This is a genomic window from Pantoea sp. C1E2 (genome assembly GCF_056491465.1).
Genome location: NZ_JBSZHT010000002.1, coordinates 1,981,189 through 1,996,872, shown reverse-complemented (window position 1 = coordinate 1,996,872; position 15,684 = coordinate 1,981,189). Strand labels below are relative to the sequence as shown.

At 52.7% G+C, this 15,684-nt stretch carries 22 protein-coding genes; 13 read left to right on the top strand and 9 right to left on the bottom strand.

Annotation, left to right across the window (positions count from 1 at the left end):
* Positions 1-151: 151 nt before the first annotated feature.
* Complete coding sequence (locus ACXI0A_RS09775; protein ID WP_200571400.1) at positions 152-1,099, top strand: sugar-binding transcriptional regulator; 948 nt, start codon at positions 152-154, stop codon at positions 1,097-1,099.
* Between the two features lie 71 nt (positions 1,100-1,170).
* On the opposite strand, the gene emtA is transcribed toward ACXI0A_RS09775, so the two are convergent.
* Positions 1,171-1,800, bottom strand: a complete 630-nt coding sequence (emtA, locus tag ACXI0A_RS09770) for a membrane-bound lytic murein transglycosylase EmtA (RefSeq protein WP_224929113.1) — start codon at positions 1,798-1,800, stop codon at positions 1,171-1,173.
* A gap of 163 nt (positions 1,801-1,963) precedes the next feature.
* Between emtA and ldcA the strand changes: the two genes are divergently transcribed.
* Positions 1,964-2,887 (top strand): muramoyltetrapeptide carboxypeptidase, encoded by a 924-nt coding sequence (gene ldcA / locus ACXI0A_RS09765; RefSeq protein ID WP_224929116.1) that lies wholly within the window; start codon positions 1,964-1,966, stop codon positions 2,885-2,887.
* Positions 2,888-2,910: 23 nt separating this feature from the next.
* Positions 2,911-3,573 carry an MBL fold metallo-hydrolase gene (locus tag ACXI0A_RS09760; RefSeq protein ID WP_224929119.1) on the top strand — a complete coding sequence of 221 codons (663 nt, stop codon included), beginning with the start codon at positions 2,911-2,913 and terminating at the stop codon, positions 3,571-3,573.
* On the opposite strand, the gene ACXI0A_RS09755 is transcribed toward ACXI0A_RS09760, so the two are convergent.
* The 4 genes from ACXI0A_RS09755 to ACXI0A_RS09740 all read right to left on the bottom strand — a co-directional run bounded on the left by ACXI0A_RS09755 (position 3,574) and on the right by ACXI0A_RS09740 (position 5,104).
* Positions 3,574-3,987: a GNAT family N-acetyltransferase gene (locus tag ACXI0A_RS09755; RefSeq protein WP_224929122.1), complete on the bottom strand. Its 414-nt coding sequence runs from the start codon at positions 3,985-3,987 to the stop codon at positions 3,574-3,576.
* A gap of 22 nt (positions 3,988-4,009) precedes the next feature.
* The gene (locus ACXI0A_RS09750) at positions 4,010-4,393 is read right to left on the bottom strand and encodes a hypothetical protein (RefSeq protein WP_224929125.1); all 384 of its coding nucleotides are present in this window, start codon (positions 4,391-4,393) and stop codon (positions 4,010-4,012) included.
* A 132-nt stretch (positions 4,394-4,525) separates the two neighbouring features.
* The gene (locus ACXI0A_RS09745) at positions 4,526-4,747 is read right to left on the bottom strand and encodes a YgdI/YgdR family lipoprotein (protein ID WP_038647524.1); all 222 of its coding nucleotides are present in this window, start codon (positions 4,745-4,747) and stop codon (positions 4,526-4,528) included.
* 177 nt (positions 4,748-4,924) lie between these two features.
* Positions 4,925-5,104: a hypothetical protein gene (locus ACXI0A_RS09740; RefSeq protein WP_045813892.1), complete on the bottom strand. Its 180-nt coding sequence runs from the start codon at positions 5,102-5,104 to the stop codon at positions 4,925-4,927.
* Between the two features lie 202 nt (positions 5,105-5,306).
* Between ACXI0A_RS09740 and ACXI0A_RS09735 the strand changes: the two genes are divergently transcribed.
* Together ACXI0A_RS09735 and ACXI0A_RS09730 are read left to right on the top strand one after the other, a co-directional pair.
* Complete coding sequence (locus ACXI0A_RS09735) at positions 5,307-5,636, top strand: hypothetical protein (protein WP_034821995.1); 330 nt, start codon at positions 5,307-5,309, stop codon at positions 5,634-5,636.
* 60 nt (positions 5,637-5,696) lie between these two features.
* Entirely contained in the window at positions 5,697-6,248 is a 552-nt protein-coding gene (locus ACXI0A_RS09730) for a hypothetical protein (RefSeq protein WP_476149149.1), read from the top strand.
* Between the two features lie 25 nt (positions 6,249-6,273).
* On the opposite strand, the gene ACXI0A_RS09725 is transcribed toward ACXI0A_RS09730, so the two are convergent.
* The gene (locus ACXI0A_RS09725) at positions 6,274-6,480 is read right to left on the bottom strand and encodes a DUF2767 family protein (protein WP_476149151.1); all 207 of its coding nucleotides are present in this window, start codon (positions 6,478-6,480) and stop codon (positions 6,274-6,276) included.
* Positions 6,481-6,664: 184 nt separating this feature from the next.
* Here ACXI0A_RS09725 and ACXI0A_RS09720 point away from each other — a divergent pair, with 184 nt between their 5' ends.
* Positions 6,665-6,913 carry a DUF883 family protein gene (locus ACXI0A_RS09720; protein WP_034822005.1) on the top strand — a complete coding sequence of 83 codons (249 nt, stop codon included), beginning with the start codon at positions 6,665-6,667 and terminating at the stop codon, positions 6,911-6,913.
* 64 nt (positions 6,914-6,977) lie between these two features.
* Here ACXI0A_RS09720 and ACXI0A_RS09715 read toward each other — a convergent pair whose 3' ends face one another.
* Positions 6,978-7,175 (bottom strand): hypothetical protein, encoded by a 198-nt coding sequence (locus ACXI0A_RS09715; protein ID WP_476149153.1) that lies wholly within the window; start codon positions 7,173-7,175, stop codon positions 6,978-6,980.
* 100 nt (positions 7,176-7,275) lie between these two features.
* Positions 7,276-7,473, bottom strand: coding sequence for a DUF6404 family protein (locus tag ACXI0A_RS09710; RefSeq protein WP_414004067.1), 198 nt, complete (start codon positions 7,471-7,473; stop codon positions 7,276-7,278).
* Positions 7,474-7,678: 205 nt separating this feature from the next.
* Here ACXI0A_RS09710 and ACXI0A_RS09705 point away from each other — a divergent pair, with 205 nt between their 5' ends.
* A complete protein-coding gene (locus ACXI0A_RS09705; RefSeq protein WP_476149154.1) occupies positions 7,679-8,935 on the top strand; it encodes a mechanosensitive ion channel domain-containing protein in 1,257 nt (418 codons plus the stop codon).
* A gap of 62 nt (positions 8,936-8,997) precedes the next feature.
* Here ACXI0A_RS09705 and icd read toward each other — a convergent pair whose 3' ends face one another.
* A complete protein-coding gene (gene icd / locus ACXI0A_RS09700) occupies positions 8,998-10,248 on the bottom strand; it encodes an NADP-dependent isocitrate dehydrogenase (protein ID WP_224929142.1) in 1,251 nt (416 codons plus the stop codon).
* A gap of 101 nt (positions 10,249-10,349) precedes the next feature.
* Between icd and rluE the strand changes: the two genes are divergently transcribed.
* From rluE to phoP, 6 genes are all read left to right on the top strand, one after another.
* Positions 10,350-11,018, top strand: a complete 669-nt coding sequence (gene rluE / locus ACXI0A_RS09695; RefSeq protein WP_476149156.1) for a 23S rRNA pseudouridine(2457) synthase RluE — start codon at positions 10,350-10,352, stop codon at positions 11,016-11,018.
* Between the two features lie 44 nt (positions 11,019-11,062).
* Positions 11,063-11,536: an NUDIX domain-containing protein gene (locus ACXI0A_RS09690; RefSeq protein ID WP_476149158.1), complete on the top strand. Its 474-nt coding sequence runs from the start codon at positions 11,063-11,065 to the stop codon at positions 11,534-11,536.
* A 41-nt stretch (positions 11,537-11,577) separates the two neighbouring features.
* Complete coding sequence (mnmA, locus tag ACXI0A_RS09685) at positions 11,578-12,690, top strand: tRNA 2-thiouridine(34) synthase MnmA (protein ID WP_224929151.1); 1,113 nt, start codon at positions 11,578-11,580, stop codon at positions 12,688-12,690.
* Positions 12,691-12,725: 35 nt separating this feature from the next.
* Positions 12,726-13,367, top strand: coding sequence for a high frequency lysogenization protein HflD (gene hflD, locus ACXI0A_RS09680; RefSeq protein ID WP_476149160.1), 642 nt, complete (start codon positions 12,726-12,728; stop codon positions 13,365-13,367).
* A gap of 44 nt (positions 13,368-13,411) precedes the next feature.
* Positions 13,412-14,782 (top strand): adenylosuccinate lyase, encoded by a 1,371-nt coding sequence (gene purB / locus ACXI0A_RS09675; RefSeq protein ID WP_224929156.1) that lies wholly within the window; start codon positions 13,412-13,414, stop codon positions 14,780-14,782.
* 231 nt (positions 14,783-15,013) lie between these two features.
* Positions 15,014-15,682: a two-component system response regulator PhoP gene (gene phoP / locus ACXI0A_RS09670; RefSeq protein ID WP_034822036.1), complete on the top strand. Its 669-nt coding sequence runs from the start codon at positions 15,014-15,016 to the stop codon at positions 15,680-15,682.
* Positions 15,683-15,684: the final 2 nt, after the last annotated feature.

Below are 15,684 nucleotides of genomic sequence, written 5' to 3'. Positions count from 1 at the left end.
CGATTTTATATGCATAATGACTATGCGCTGGCTTGTCGAACTCGTCCATCGCGCGATCCTGAAAAAGCGAAAACGATCACAAAATGTTCTGCGTTGTTATTTATGACTGGCTGATTAACAATACCAGGCAGGTTAAGAGAGAGAAAAAACCATGGCAAAACAGGATGAACAGCGGCTGATGGTGAAAATCGCCACGCTTTATTATGTGGAAGGCATGAAGCAGTCCGACATTGCCCAGCTGCTGAAGCTGTCGCAATCCTTTGTGTCACGCATCCTCAATCGCAGCGTGAAAGAAGGCGTGGTGAAGATCAGCGTGGTGCCGCCAGCCAATGTCTATCCCGAACTGGAGAAGGCGATTGAGCAGCAGTATCAGCTGCCACAGGTGATTGTGGTGGATGTGCCGGATCAGGCTTCCGCGCTGCAAATTAAACAGGCAATTGGTTCAGCGGCAGCGCACTATCTGGAAACTCGTTTGCGCGCCGATGAGCTGATCGGAATTTCATCATGGAGTGGCACCATTCGCGCGATGGTGGATGCATTACATCCGCTCACTGCGCCCTGCAAAGGCGTGATCCAACTGCTCGGCGGCGTGGGTGCTAACGGCAACGTGCAGGCTACCATCCTGACGCAAAATCTGGCGGCGCTGCTGGATTGTCCGGCCTGGCTGCTGCCGTCACAGTCGATTGAACATTCGGTACAGGATCGCCAACGCTTATCAGTGAACCCAGACGTGGCCGTGGTGCTGGAAAAGTTTGATCAGGTGGATCTGGCGATCGTCGGCATCGGCGATCTTGAGCCTTCGGCGCTGCTGCGCAACTCGGGTAACTACTATGACGGCGAGATGCTGCGCACGCTGGCAGAACGCGGTGCGGTGGGCGATATCTGCCTGCATTACTTTGACGCCGAGGGTAAACCGGTGCTGAGCGCTGAAGAAGATCCGGTGATTGGCATGGAGCTGGCGCAGGTCAAGCAGTGCGCACAAGTAGTTGCGCTGGCGGGCGGCAAAGAAAAAGCACAAGCGATTCGTGGGGCGTTACGCGGCGGGTATGTGAAAGTGCTGATTGTGGATTATCCAACGGCACGCTTGCTGATGGAATGATGTCATTGAAGCTGGCGCCATGAATGGCGCCTCTATCGGAGACGAGTGCACCGTTAAGGCACCGGAAGATATCAGCCAATGGTGCGATAAGCCGTGGTGACCTTCCATAAATAACGTGGAGCCTGTGCCGCCGGATGTTTGTTCTGAACATGCTGGTAAAACTCGTCTGGCGACATGGAATTGATCATCGCAATCGCCTGATCGCGATTACGTGAGAACGTGCGCAGCAGCGCACCGGCACCGTTGGCGTAGGAAACAATGGTGGCATAGCGCAGCGTCAGTGGATTTCTAATGCCGGCCAACTCAGAATCCTGCAGCAGCTTGAGGTAAGCCGCGCCGATATCGATATTTTTCGCCGGATCGCGCAATTCGGATGACGTCGGCTGACCGTGGCGTCCCTGGGTGCGATACACCGCACGACCCGCCGTTGAGGCTTTAATCTGCATCAACCCTACCGCGTTTGAACGGCTGGTAACGGTGGGATTACCTCCGGATTCGACACTAATAATGGCGCTGATTAACTTCTCATCAACGCCATAATGACTGGCGGCATCTTCGGTAAACAGTGACCATGCATCATTCACTTTCGACGGGGGTGCCTGGGTTAATGGCGTATTTTTCTCTGGCACGACCGTTTTTTCTGGCTCACTGGCACAGCCCGCGAGCAACAGCGCAGATAGCATAAGTAGTCGAATTTTCACTGATTTTTGGTTCCGCAATAGAGTTGGCGCAAGCTATCATACCTGGCGCAGCGCAATGCAAAATTACCGTTTATCCTAAATACGTAAAAAACCTTGTGCTACCGTGACTTCAGTAACGGATTTCGCCATCATCGGCAGGCCACTTTAAATCAGGATGAACGCTATGCTTTCCCCTCGCTCCATTCGTCTGATCGCCCCTTCCGGCTATTGCCATAATCAGGATGCGGCCCAACGCGCTGTGAGTCGTTTACTGGCACAGGGACATCAGTTGGACAACTTATCAGCGATTTCGCGCCGCTTCCAGCGTTTTGCGGGCGACGATGGGGAACGATTAAATGATGTGAATCAGTTGGCAACGTTGACCACCCTGCCCGATATCGTGCTGGCGGTGCGAGGCGGTTACGGTGCGTCACGATTACTGGATCAGATTGATTATGTGGGTTTGCAGCGCCAACTGCTCAACCAGCCGATTGCCCTGTGTGGCCACAGTGACTTCACCGCGATTCAGCTGGCGTTGCTGGCGCAAACCGGATTGGTGACCTTCAGCGGCCCAATGCTGGCAGGCAACTTCGGCGCAGAGGCATTATCCGAATTTACCCTGTCACACTTTTGGCAGGCGCTCTCTTCTCCTACAGTCAATATCAGCTGGCAGTCTCACAGCCCGGATGCAGGGCGCTGGCAAGGAACGTTGTGGGGCGGCAATCTGGCGATGATCTGTTCTCTGATAGGCACGCCGTGGATGCCACAGATTGAAAACGGCATTTTGGTGATCGAGGATGTGAATGAGCATCCTTTCCGCATTGAACGTATGCTGATTCAACTGCATCAGAGCGGTATTCTGGCGCGTCAGCAGGCGATTATCACTGGCAGTTTTACCAGCACCTCACTGTCTGCCTATGACAATGGTTTCGATTTTGCCAGCGTATGGCAACGCATCCGCGATGAATACCAAATTCCGGTCATCAGCGATCTGGCGTTTGGCCACGATGCCGATACCGTCACGCTGCCGCTGGGCGCCAGCGCGACCTTACAGCTTGAACAGGGCGAAGCACAGCTTGCCTTCACCGGCCACCCGACATTGCGCTAACGTTTTGCCGCAGGAGACCGACATTGAAGCCACTGTACGAAGATTTGTGGATCTCCACCCCGGAATTTCCCGCCGAAGAAACGGCGAATGATTTAATGATGCATGGCTTTATGCTGCGCCATCCGCGCGGCAATCTGGTCATCGGCCGTATCGAACATCCGCTCGATCATGAATTTCTCAATGATGCGGGCGGCGTGATTCGCCACTACTTCACCCACTGGCATGAAGCCGCGCCCGGTGCCGTGGCAATCCAACAGCGCTTTAACAGCGCGCTTTACTGCCACAGCCGTTCATTGGGGCCCGTAAGCCTTATCGTCGAACCCGATGAGACCTTCATCCAGCAGGAAACCCATTTTGGCGATTTCCATCTGCTGCCGACACCTGGACACACGCCAGGCAGCTGCAGTTATCTTTATCATTCCCCGCTGGGCCAGACTTATCTGTTCGTTGGCGATACCTTGACCTGTGATTACAACCGCTGGATCAGCGTGCTGGTGCCAGAGAGTAATCCGCAGGAATTGCAGCAATCGCTGGAGCTGTACCGCGCACTGCGTCCGGACGTCGTGCTAATGAGTACCACGCGCGGTCACCTGTCATGGGCGAAAGTCGATTTGCAGAGTTGGCTGGCGGCAATCGATGAGGCAGAACAGTCGCCGCTGGATTTGCGCCAGCAGCCACTGATGTAGCTACAGCGATTTACTGAGATAGTGACGCTGATGGTGACGCGGGTAATTATCGAGGCTGAAGCGTAAGCTGTAGCCCATCTTTTCATAGAAAGGGCGCGCCTGGAAACTGGCCGTATCAACCTGCGCATAGCGGCAACCACGGGCGCGGGCTTCTGTTTCGGCGGCCTGAATCAACTGTGTTCCGGCACCCTGCCCGCGTAACGCATCCCCTACCCACAGCAGGTCAATACGCAGCCAGTTGCCAAAGGTGGAACCGGTTAATCCGGCCAGCTTGCGGCCCGAAGCATCCTTAATGAATACCCCAATCGCCTGCATCTCACTGGGGTCGATAAAGCGGCTGTTATATTCGGTGAGGCCAAGACGGACGTCATCCAGATCTTGTGCGGTGACGGTGTCGGTTACGCTTAATTGCATCGTCTTCTCCATTGACTGGCAACTATGAATTGGGGCGCTGGCTGTCGTCGTAACGCTCCAGCGAAAGAATTTCTGTATCGCGTTTTTCGGTACGATTGCAGGGAATCAGCTTATCGCTATTGGCAAAGACAAAGAACGTATCGTCATTATTTTTGTTCACAATCAGCTGATCGCCATTACGAAAACGGGTGATCGCCACTTTGTCACCACCTTGCAAACGGGTGCGCTGTTGTCCTGCAGCAACCTGAAAATGTCGACTGGGCCACATCAGGGTGCTCAAACCATACCCCGCGCGCGACACCGTCATGGTCGGTCGTCCTGGGCAGGTAATTTGAAACTCGCTGTCGCTCCACGCTGGCGCGATTTGGCACGCCATTAAGCCAACGGCAATAGCTATCGCCTTCATTGGGTTCTCCGCTGAGGTTAGATGATGATTTCGTTGGAATTTATGCCGGGAAGCGTAACACAGAAAAAAGCGGGATGACGGATAATGGCCCGCTGAATGCGGGCCTGCAAAGATAGGAGATACTGGAAACGTCTAATTAACCGAGTTCATATCTTTGATTTGATTACGATTTATCTGCTGTTCTTTACCATCAATATCTTTGTAAGTAATCATGCCGGTATCTTCATCCACTTTGGGTTTGCCTTGCACCACAATGGTTTGTCCATCAGTGGTGTGCAGGACGTGATCGGATGCGCAGCCCGCCAGCAGTAGGCCAAGGCTAAAAGTACCAATTAAAAGCAGTGTCTTTTTCATCTCATCCTCCTTTTGGATTCAGTGTCAGGTTTAGCACAGCGCTCAGTCATGTGAACCAGGAGAAAGATTAATCTGTGAAGAACAATCGCTGCGCATCAGCCGGTAACGACTGAGCAGCAGCTATATTGCATGGATTTCCATCACAAACGGATGGGAGAAGGAACACACTGAAGGGAATTACTCTGCTGCGACCTGAGCGGCCACTAACATTAACGCCAGACCCGCATCTTCCGGATCGAAGCCTTGCATCACTTCTTGTATGGCCGCTACACAGTTCATAATCTGCTTTTTTTTGTCGGCTTCTAATTTGTCAATCGCGTGCTGAAGAATCATTAAACTGGCTTCTTCTTCTTTCATAGATTTGCCCTTGTTTTGCTTACCTGATGCGCAACGCTGGCAAGAATAACGTTTATCTGCTACCAAAGTCACCCCTTTACATTCTTACCGCTTAACGATTAAGCAAATGGCAAATGGGAAGCGGTGCCAGACCTGCTATGATCAGCATATCAGTGAGCATTAGCGGGCCACTGCAAACAAGGATACGAACCAGGACAGGATCATGTTGCGAATCACGGTAGTACTCACCCTCTTATTATTGGCTGGCTGCAGCTCAACACCCAAAGGTGTCGACTGCCCGGGCGAAGTCGCGACCATTTATGGGCAATCCATGGGGCAGACTCAGGCGCGCATTTTCGATTTAGTGAATGCTTTTACGGTCACGCGTGATGGCGTGGCGGTGAAAAGTGGCACCTTGCACTCCAGCGATCGTTTCCAGTATGTGCCGTCTGCCGTAACGCCTGAGGGCTTTACCGCTCAGCGACTGTCCGATAAGCAATTCCGTCTGATTAACCCTTATCAAAACACCATGATTACCTGGACGTGCCCTTAAACGTGCTTAGCCAGGCAAGATGGTTTATTGTCAGGCTTCCTCACGCTGCGGACCTGCATTATGGAAAAGAGTCTGGATAATAACGGCTACATCGATTTCCCCTTCCCCGCTTCCACCAACGCGGATGGCTCGGTAAATCCCTGTGGGTTCGACCTCACGCTGGAGACCGATCGCATCGACGAAATCTCGGCGGGTAAACATTCCGAAAATTTACGGCGTTTACTGGAAGAGGTGAATTTGCAGGATGGGGTGTTCATGACTTTAGCCTGTGACTGGCAGCAGCGTGATGATGGGGTGTGTGGATTTATCGATGTGGCATTACGCCCGGCACTCTCAAGTGGCAGCAGTGACGAAACGCAAAGTCTGGATCAGGCGTTTGAACTCTATCTGATCCGTCAGGAGAAGCAGCACAACATGCAGGCGGGCACGCTGGTGAATTATGCGCGTGCCGTGTTGGATTGGGGTTGGTCGCCTTTGCATCAGCGCCATATGCGCTATGAGAAAGTCACCATTCGCTATTACTGCCAGCAAGCCGATGATGCCGAGTGGTGTTTTGACCATTTACGCCACTTTTTTGTGACCTGGTATCCGGCTTATCGCGGCAACGCTTAGGGTGTCAGTGAACACCCTCTTGCACTTATGGCCTGACCAGGCGAATCGCATGTTCCAGCATCCGCTGTTCATCACGTTCGTCATGCGCGCGATGGTGGCGAGTACGCTGTAATAAATCGGCGATCTCGGCACGTTTGGTTTCATGACCACATTCAGACAGGACGATCACCGCGTCGCCAATGACCCGGCACACTTCATCGTAATCGTCTTCACTCAACACATCACGTTTCATCTCTCCTCCCGCTGTTGTCTGGCCTGAAAAACAGTGATGCAAAATGCACCTTTTCTCCATCAAGCCTGGACAGAATTCAGCATTCCTGCAAACCGCTGTTACAACCTCGTGGTTCTGCGGGTTGCTTGCCTGAAAATCTGTGACTACGCTGAATCGTAATATTCACAAACAGCAGGGAGTCATCATGACTGATAAAGCGGAAGCAAAATTGAACGAAGCAGCGGGCGCAGTAGAAGAAAAAATTGGGGAATGGACCGGCTCTCGCAAACATCAGGCTAAGGGTGCCGCGCGTCGTTATCCCGCACAAGCCAGTTATGCCGTGCAGGATGCAGCAGACTGCGTGGTCAAATCGGTACGTGATAACCCAGCGACGGGCCTGGCGGTTGCCGCCAGCATCGGTATCATTGTCGGATTCCTGCTCGGCAGGAAGTAATCGGTGATGGGGGGCCTGTGCGGCCCCAATACTCCGTGGTAATGACCAGCCTTATTCAACCTGACTAGTGCCGATGACCCGCCTCATCCAACCTTTCCTGAATATGTTCATCCGGCGTCTCCGCCACATCAGCCGTACTGTTATTCACATCCAAATGACGACCATGATGCACCGAAGAGTAGAGCGGCTCGTCAGGCAGCTGCGCACAGCTACCGAATGAAATTAACAGGAAAAACCACGCCGCGATCGCCTTCTTACCCATCCCAACGCCCATCCACACAGATTTAAGTCGGCTAAGATTGCCTGAGAGAGTGCAAATTAGCGTCAGCGACACGCAAAGCTGTGTGGGTAGATGTGAGCAATCAGGCTTGCGAGCGACGCGCTTTGTATCGTGCGACCATGGTGATCAGCGCCTGATAAATCAGACCGGCATACAAGCTTTTCACTATGACCATCGGAATCGCCTCCCCTTGCGCCTGCCACGACATAAACCACATGAAGATGCCCCACAGCAGGGAAAACAGCAGCCAGCCTTTAACGAATTTGATTACACCCTGCATACCACCTCCAAAATCAGAAGCGCTGAAGATAACGGGTTTAAAGTAAAAAGGCACGATGATGGATTCATGAATGCTAACTGTTTCAAAGTTTTTCGAAATGTATTGTCATGAGCGAACCTTCTCAATAAATTGCGCACTTGTCGCATACAGTATGATGGCAGTTTGTGATTGAATCCCCGCCAACGTAGTCAGGCTTGTGGTTAAGATGAAATATTTAAGTGATATCCAGAGATTTATCGAAAGTAATACCTTGTTATCCACCACGTTTAGCCTGTTGCTATTGGTGATTGCCGGTATGGTGACCCATCTAATCTGCAAATTCTTTGTGGTAAAGGTGGTGCGAAGAGTGTTCTTTAGTTCGCACAAGAATCAGGTGCCACTCGATAAAGATGTAAGGCTTTCTGAGAAGCTCTCTAACTTTATCCCGGTGATCACGGTCTTTTTCCTGCTGCAGTTTATGCCGGACTTGCCCGAGCATTTGCTGATCGCGATAAAGACCATCTGCGGCATTTTGTTCTTTGTCTATCTGTCGCTGTTCTTCACTGAAGTGCTGGAGATCGTTAATAACTCCTACTCCCGCAAGTCAAAGCGCAAGAATCACTCGATCAAAGGTTATATTCAGGTCGGCAAAATTCTGGTGCACATCATTTCGGCGATTATGATCCTGGCGATTATGTCGAATAAATCACCAGTCATTATTATCTCGAGTTTGGGTGCGGTTGCCGCGGTATTGATGTTGGTCTTTCAGCACACCTTAATGTCGCTGGTGGCGAATATTCAGGTGTCATCCAACGATGTGCTGCAACTTGGCGACTGGATTGAGATGCCGGATAAAGGTATTAGCGGCGAAGTGATAGATATTGCGCTGCACACCATTACGCTGCGCAACTGGGATAACACTTTGTCACGCATCCCGACGAAAAACTTCCTGACCGAAACATATACCAATTGGCAGTCGATGTTCTCCTCCGGCGCGCGCCGAATCATGCGTAGCTTTCACCTCGACCAAATGTCGATTCGCTTTCTCGATCACGAACTCATTCAGCAGATGAGTCAGATTCGCGGCGTCAGCGAGCAGCTTTCATTGTTAATGGATGGACGAGACAGCAATGCCGTGGGTGACCGCTGGTTTGCCGAAAACGGCATAACTAACTTGACGGTGTTCCGCAAATATCTCACCGCGTGGCTGTCGCAGCGTGATGACATTAAGCAGGATATGTATATCGTGGTGCGCGCCATGAAGCCTTCGCCGGAAGGTTTACCGGTAGAAGTCTATTGCTTCACCTCGTCGATATTTTGGGTTGAGTATGAGAATTCGCAATCAGCGATCTTCGAATATATTTATGCGATTGTCGGGCAGTTTGGGCTGCGCATGTATCAGCATCCAGGCGGCAATGATTTTTGGCGCTTGTCGCAGCAGCATGCATCAGCCTCCAAATCCGTTGAACAGCAAGCCGATTAATTTAGCGCATAAAAAAACGGGAGCCCATCGGGCTCCCGTTATGCATTCTGCCTGAGGGCAAATTACATGTTCGCGATGATCGCGTCACCAAACTCTGAACATTTCAGCAGTTTAGCGCCATCCATCAGACGCTCGAAGTCATAGGTCACGGTCTTAGCGGCGATTGCGCCTTCCATGCCTTTAACAATCAGGTCTGCGGCTTCGAACCACTCCATGTGGCGCAGCATCATTTCTGCGGACAGAATAACGGAACCTGGGTTCACTTTATCCTGACCAGCGTACTTAGGTGCAGTACCGTGGGTCGCTTCGAACAGTGCGCATTCGTCACCGATGTTTGCGCCAGGTGCGATACCGATACCGCCAACCTGTGCCGCCAGGGCGTCAGAGATGTAGTCACCGTTCAGGTTCATACAAGCGATAACGTCGTATTCGGCTGGACGCAACAGGATCTGCTGCAGGAAGGCGTCAGCGATCACGTCTTTCACGATGATCTCTTTGCCGGTGTTCGGGTTCTTGAACTTCATCCACGGACCGCCATCGATCAGCTCGCCGCCGAACTCTTCTTTCACCAACTGGTAGCCCCAGTCTTTGAAAGAGCCTTCGGTGAACTTCATGATGTTGCCTTTGTGAACCAGAGTCAGAGAATCACGATCGTTGGTGATAGTGTACTCAACCGCAGCACGCACCAGACGTTTAGTACCCGCTTCAGAGCACGGCTTAACGCCGATACCACACTGTTCTGGGAAGCGAATTTTCTTCACGCCCATCTCTTCGCGCAGGAACTTGATGACTTTATCCGCTTCTGGCGTGCCCGCTTTCCACTCGATACCAGCATAGATATCTTCTGAGTTTTCGCGGAAGATCACCATATCGGTCTCTTCTGGGCGTTTAACCGGGCTTGGGGTGCCGGTGTAGTAGCGAACCGGACGCAGACACACGTACAGATCCAGCTCCTGACGCAGCGCAACGTTCAGAGAACGAATACCGCCACCAACTGGGGTCGTCAGTGGGCCTTTGATGGCAACGCGGTACTCTTTGATTAAATCGAGGGTTTCTTGCGGCAGCCAGACATCCTGACCGTAAAGCTCTACTGATTTCTCACCAGTATAAATTTCCATCCAGGAAATTTTACGCTCACCGTTGTAGGCTTTCTTCACAGCGGCATCAACCACTTTCAGCATTACAGGGGAAACATCAACGCCGATGCCATCACCTTCAATGTAAGGAATGACTGGGTTATTCGGAACGTTCAGTTTGCCCTGATCCAGGGTGATTTTTTGACCTTCCGCCGGAACAACTACTTTGCTTTCCATCAACCTCTCCTTCGAGCGATTTTTTGTTAATGATTTGTAAGATGCGGGTCAATACTACTTGAATATTTCCGCTACGCCAATCACCGCAGTTTCGCGCTATAATGCGCCGATTGTTTCTGACTGCAAAGCCCATGCGAAAAACTTCTCAACGAATTCACCAGGATAAGCGTCCAAACACCGCAGCACGCCAGCCCGTGCGCCGTGACACACGTCCAAAAGGACCGCGACGCGTCATACTCTTTAACAAACCTTTCGATGTTTTACCGCAGTTCAGCGACGAGGCGGGACGCCGCACGCTCAAGGATTTCGTGCCGATTAGCGACGTTTATGCCGCAGGCCGCCTCGACCGCGACAGCGAAGGTTTGATGATTCTCACCAACGATGGCGCGCTGCAGGCGCAACTGACTCAGCCCGGTAAACGCACCGGAAAAATTTATTACGTTCAGGTTGAAGGCGCACCGCAGGAATCAGATTTATCCCTATTACGCAGTGGTGTCACACTCAACGATGGACCAACGCTGCCCGCAGGCATCGAGTTAGTCACCGAGCCAGAGTGGCTGTGGCCGCGCCAGCCGCCGATCCGCGAGCGGAAAGCCATCCCCACCAGCTGGTTGAAAATCACCTTGTATGAGGGGCGCAACCGTCAGGTGCGTCGCATGACGGCGCATATTGGGTTTCCCACATTACGCCTGATTCGCTTTGCCATGGGCAATTATCAACTCGACGATTTAGCCTTGGGTGAGTGGCGCGAAGTGAGTGCAGAAGCTTAAACAGGGCTTTTCGATAACTTTTAGTTAACAATTTCGGAGGAAGGATGTTTAAACCTCATGTAACCGTGGCTTGTATCGTGCAGGCACAAGGCGAATTGCTGGTGGTTGAAGAGCGTGTTCACGGCCGCATTACCTGGAATCAGCCGGCGGGTCATCTGGAGGCCGATGAAACGATCATCGAAGCGGCACAGCGCGAATTATTTGAAGAGACCGGCATTGACGCTCAACCCGAATATTTCCTCGGCGTGCAGCAGTGGATCGCGCCTGACGATACACCTTTTGTGCGTTTCCTGTTTGGTCTCGATCTGCCGGAAAAATGCGAGACATCGCCACACGATCGTGACATCGATTGCTGCTGGTGGCTGCCGCCAGAGCAGATTCTCACTGCGAATCGCCTGCGTTCACCGCTGGTCGCCGAAAGTGTACGATTGTGGCAACAAGGCGCACGTTATCCGCTGCAACTGGTGGCACCGTTCCAGTGGCCGTTTCATGAAGGTGCGCGCCCGGCTTCGGCATGATAGAATGCGCCGCCTGTTTTTATCGTAATTAAGAGTGCGTCATGTCTGACAACAGCCAGAAAAAAGTGATCGTCGGAATGTCCGGCGGCGTCGATTCTTCCGTATCCGCCTGGCTACTGCAACAGCAGGGCTATCAGGTTGAAGGCCTGTTCATGAAGAACTGGGAGGAAGACGACGGCGAGGAGTATTGTACCGCCGCTGACGATCTGGCTGACGCACAAGCCGTGTGTGACAAACTCGGCATGAAACTGCACAAAATCAACTTCGCGGCTGAGTACTGGGATAACGTGTTCGAACACTTCCTGGAAGAGTACAAAGCGGGCCGCACGCCAAATCCCGATATTCTGTGCAACAAAGAGATCAAGTTTAAAGCCTTCCTCGAATTTGCGGCTGAAGATCTCGGCGCTGACTTTATCGCCACCGGTCACTATGTGCGCCGCGCCGATGTGAATGGCACCAGCCAGTTACTGCGCGGCCTCGATGGCAATAAAGATCAAAGCTACTTCCTCTACACCCTAAGCCATGAGCAGATTGCACAAAGCCTGTTCCCGGTGGGCGAGTTGGAGAAACCCGAAGTCCGCCGCATCGCTGAAGAACTGGATTTGATCACCGCGAAGAAAAAAGACTCCACCGGTATCTGCTTTATCGGCGAGCGCAAATTCCGCGACTTCCTTGGCCGTTACTTACCGGCACAACCGGGTGAAATCGAAACCGTTGACGGTGAGATTGTCGGTGAACATCAGGGGCTGATGTATCACACGCTGGGTCAGCGTAAAGGGCTGGGTATTGGCGGTCGCAAAGAGAGCAACGACGATCCCTGGTATGTGGTCGATAAAGACGTGGCGCGCAATCGTCTGGTGGTGGCTCAGGGAGCGGAGCATCCTCGCCTGATGTCCGTTGGTCTGATTGCTCAGCAGCTGGATTGGGTCGATCGCCAAACGATGACGGCACCGCTGCGCTGCACGGTGAAAACCCGTTATCGCCAGACCGATATTCCATGCGAAATTATCCCGCTCGATGGCGAGCGTATTGAAGTGCGTTTTGACGAGCCGGTTGCGGCCGTCACGCCTGGCCAGTCGGCCGTATTTTATCTGGGTGATGTTTGCCTCGGCGGCGGCATTATTGAACAGCGCCTGCCACTGGCAGAAGCCTGAGGTCGGCACTGCCGACGCGATGACAGGAGTTAAGCGTGGCCAAGAACTATTATGAGATAACGCTCGCGCTGGCGGGCATTTGCCAGTCCGCGCATCTGGTGCAGCAATTAGCGCATCAGGGCACTTGCAACAATGCCGCATTAACTGTGTCGCTGCGCAGCCTGTTGGATCTGAACCCCGGCTCGACGCTGGCGGTCTTTGGCAATGATGAAGCGAATCTGCACCTCGGTCTGGAATCGCTGATGGCCGTGCTGAACAGCGGCAGCCGCCAGGGTGCGGGAGCTGAAATGACGCGCTACACCCTGAGCATGATGGTGCTGGAACGTAAACTGCACGGCAACAGCACGGCACTTAACACGCTCTCTCAGCGCATCGCGCAGCTTGACCGGCAATTAGCCCATTACGAGCTGGAATCAGAAACCATTACTGGTGCTATGGCGGGGATTTATGTCGATGTGATCAGTCCGCTGGGTCCGCGCATTCAGGTCACCGGTTCGCCGCAGGTATTACAGAATTCTCAGGTACAGAGCAAAGTACGCGCCACTTTACTGGCAGGTATTCGTGCTGCTGTGCTGTGGCAGCAGGTTGGCGGTGGCCGCCTGCAACTGATGTTCTCGCGACAGCGTTTGCTGCGTGAAGCCAAAACCATTTTATCCCGGCTGGGCCCGGCGTATTAAGCGCCGCCCTGCCCTAATTTGTTAACGATTCAGGAGTTGCACTGATGGAATTATCCTCTCTGACCGCCGTCTCACCTGTCGATGGCCGTTATGGCGATAAAGTCAGCCCGCTGCGCGCCATTTTCAGCGAATACGGTTTGCTGAAATTCCGCGTTGAGGTTGAAGTTCGCTGGTTACAGAAACTGGCTACGACCGCAGAGATCAAGGAAGTTCCTGCATTTGATGCTGACGCAAACGCTTTCCTTGATGCAATTGTCGCCAATTTCAGCGAAGAAGACGCGGCGCGCATCAAAACCATCGAACGCACCACCAACCACGACGTTAAAGCGGTTGAGTACTTCCTGAAAGAGAAAGTGGCCGATATCCCTGCGCTGCATGCGGTATCAGAGTTCATCCACTTCGCCTGTACTTCTGAAGATATCAACAACCTGTCGCACGCGCTGATGCTGGAAACCGCTCGCCGTGATGTGATTGTGCCTTTCTGGAACAAAATCATCGATGCGGTGAAAGGTCTGGCGCAGGAATATCGTGATATCCCGCTGCTGTCGCGTACTCATGGCCAGCCTGCTACGCCATCCACCATGGGTAAAGAGATGGCTAACGTCGCTTACCGTATGGAACGTCAGCTGCGCCAGTTAAGTAAAATCGAAGTGCTGGGCAAAATCAACGGCGCGGTCGGTAACTACAACGCCCACATTGCTGCGTATCCGGAAGTGGACTGGCATCAGCTGAGCGAGCAGTTTGTCACCTCACTGGGCATCACCTGGAACCCGTACACCACTCAGATCGAACCGCATGATTACATCGCGGAGCTGTTTGATTGTATGGCGCGTTTCAACACCATTCTGATCGACTTTGACCGTGATATCTGGGGCTACGTTGCCCTGAATCACTTCAAGCAGAAGACTATCGCGGGCGAAATCGGCTCTTCCACCATGCCGCATAAAGTGAACCCGATTGACTTCGAGAACTCCGAAGGCAACCTCGGTCTGGCGAATGCGATGATGCAGCATCTGGCGAGCAAACTGCCGGTTTCACGCTGGCAGCGCGATCTGACTGACTCCACCGTATTGCGTAACCTTGGCGTGGGCGTGGGCTATGCGCTGATCGCTTATCAGGCGACGCTGAAAGGTATCTCTAAGCTGGAAGTGAATCGCGATCGTCTGCTGGATGAACTGGATCATAACTGGGAAGTGCTGGCCGAGCCGATCCAGACCGTGATGCGCCGCTATGGCATTGAAAAGCCATACGAGAAGCTAAAAGAGCTGACGCGCGGCAAACGTGTGGATGCAGCCGGTATGCAGGCCTTTATCGACAGCCTCGAACTGCCGGAAGAAGAGAAAGTGCGTCTGAAGCAGATGACACCGGCCAATTACCTCGGCCGTGCGATTCAGATGGTTGATGATTTAAAATAAGTATTAACGGTGTGCCTGCGGGCACACCCTTTTTCCCCCAGACGTCCGAGCAGCAGCAAATCGGCAAATGTATTCATCCATAGTCCCCAGTAGCAGTCAGTGACCGGAATGCATTCACACAGTTTTTTGCCGCCGTCGTTCAAACGATGACAGGCAAGTGTTGTTCTCTTGTTTAGCTCGCTTAACATATACTCTTGCCATCATCACTGAGTTTGAAGGTAAGGAAATTCTATGCGTGTTCTGGTTGTGGAAGATAATGCACTGCTGCGTCATCACCTCGCCGTGCAGTTACGTGAAATGGGTCATCAGGTGGATGCTGCCGAAGATGCCAAAGAAGCCGACTATTTCCTGCAGGAACACATTCCCGACATTGCGCTGGTCGATTTAGGCTTGCCCGATGAAGATGGCATGTCGCTGATCCGCCGCTGGCGCGGTGATGCTGTGCGTCAACCGATTCTGGTGTTGACGGCACGCGAAGGCTGGCAGGCCAAAGTGGAAGCCCTCGAAGCCGGCGCCGATGACTACGTCACCAAACCTTTCCATATCGAAGAAGTCGCCGCACGTTTGCAGGCGCTGATGCGTCGCAACAGTGGACATGCTTCGCAGATTATTGCCATGCCGCCGTTCCAGGTTGATCTTTCGCGCCGTGAAGTCACCGTCAATGATGCGCCCGTCAAGCTCACCGCTTTTGAATACACCATCGTGGAAACGCTGATCCGCAACGCCGGAAAAGTGGTCAGTAAGGATTCGCTGATGCTACAGCTCTATCCCGATGCCGAACTGCGTGAAAGCCACACCATTGATGTTTTGATGGGTCGCCTGCGTAAAAAAATTCTTGCGCTCCATCCGACCGAAGTGATTAACACCGTGCGCGGCCAGGGCTATCGCTTTGATCTCTGATT

What these genes read in the sequence shown, in the direction of transcription:
- purB (WP_224929156.1), top strand. Translation starts at nt 13,412, where the DNA reads ATGGAATTATCCTCTCTGACCGCCGTCTCACCTGTCGATGGCCGTTAT.
- ldcA (WP_224929116.1), top strand. Translation starts at nt 1,964, where the DNA reads ATGCTTTCCCCTCGCTCCATTCGTCTGATCGCCCCTTCCGGCTATTGC.
- ACXI0A_RS09755 (WP_224929122.1), bottom strand. Translation starts at nt 3,987, where the DNA reads ATGCAATTAAGCGTAACCGACACCGTCACCGCACAAGATCTGGATGAC.
- ACXI0A_RS09730 (WP_476149149.1), top strand. Translation starts at nt 5,697, where the DNA reads ATGGAAAAGAGTCTGGATAATAACGGCTACATCGATTTCCCCTTCCCC.
- ACXI0A_RS09725 (WP_476149151.1), bottom strand. Translation starts at nt 6,480, where the DNA reads ATGAAACGTGATGTGTTGAGTGAAGACGATTACGATGAAGTGTGCCGG.
- ACXI0A_RS09745 (WP_038647524.1), bottom strand. Translation starts at nt 4,747, where the DNA reads ATGAAAAAGACACTGCTTTTAATTGGTACTTTTAGCCTTGGCCTACTG.
- rluE (WP_476149156.1), top strand. Translation starts at nt 10,350, where the DNA reads ATGCGCCGATTGTTTCTGACTGCAAAGCCCATGCGAAAAACTTCTCAA.
- ACXI0A_RS09720 (WP_034822005.1), top strand. Translation starts at nt 6,665, where the DNA reads ATGACTGATAAAGCGGAAGCAAAATTGAACGAAGCAGCGGGCGCAGTA.
- ACXI0A_RS09705 (WP_476149154.1), top strand. Translation starts at nt 7,679, where the DNA reads ATGAAATATTTAAGTGATATCCAGAGATTTATCGAAAGTAATACCTTG.
- ACXI0A_RS09750 (WP_224929125.1), bottom strand. Translation starts at nt 4,393, where the DNA reads ATGAAGGCGATAGCTATTGCCGTTGGCTTAATGGCGTGCCAAATCGCG.
- phoP (WP_034822036.1), top strand. Translation starts at nt 15,014, where the DNA reads ATGCGTGTTCTGGTTGTGGAAGATAATGCACTGCTGCGTCATCACCTC.
- ACXI0A_RS09715 (WP_476149153.1), bottom strand. Translation starts at nt 7,175, where the DNA reads ATGGGTAAGAAGGCGATCGCGGCGTGGTTTTTCCTGTTAATTTCATTC.
- mnmA (WP_224929151.1), top strand. Translation starts at nt 11,578, where the DNA reads ATGTCTGACAACAGCCAGAAAAAAGTGATCGTCGGAATGTCCGGCGGC.
- ACXI0A_RS09690 (WP_476149158.1), top strand. Translation starts at nt 11,063, where the DNA reads ATGTTTAAACCTCATGTAACCGTGGCTTGTATCGTGCAGGCACAAGGC.
- icd (WP_224929142.1), bottom strand. Translation starts at nt 10,248, where the DNA reads ATGGAAAGCAAAGTAGTTGTTCCGGCGGAAGGTCAAAAAATCACCCTG.
- ACXI0A_RS09710 (WP_414004067.1), bottom strand. Translation starts at nt 7,473, where the DNA reads ATGCAGGGTGTAATCAAATTCGTTAAAGGCTGGCTGCTGTTTTCCCTG.
- ACXI0A_RS09775 (WP_200571400.1), top strand. Translation starts at nt 152, where the DNA reads ATGGCAAAACAGGATGAACAGCGGCTGATGGTGAAAATCGCCACGCTT.
- ACXI0A_RS09740 (WP_045813892.1), bottom strand. Translation starts at nt 5,104, where the DNA reads ATGAAAGAAGAAGAAGCCAGTTTAATGATTCTTCAGCACGCGATTGAC.
- ACXI0A_RS09735 (WP_034821995.1), top strand. Translation starts at nt 5,307, where the DNA reads ATGTTGCGAATCACGGTAGTACTCACCCTCTTATTATTGGCTGGCTGC.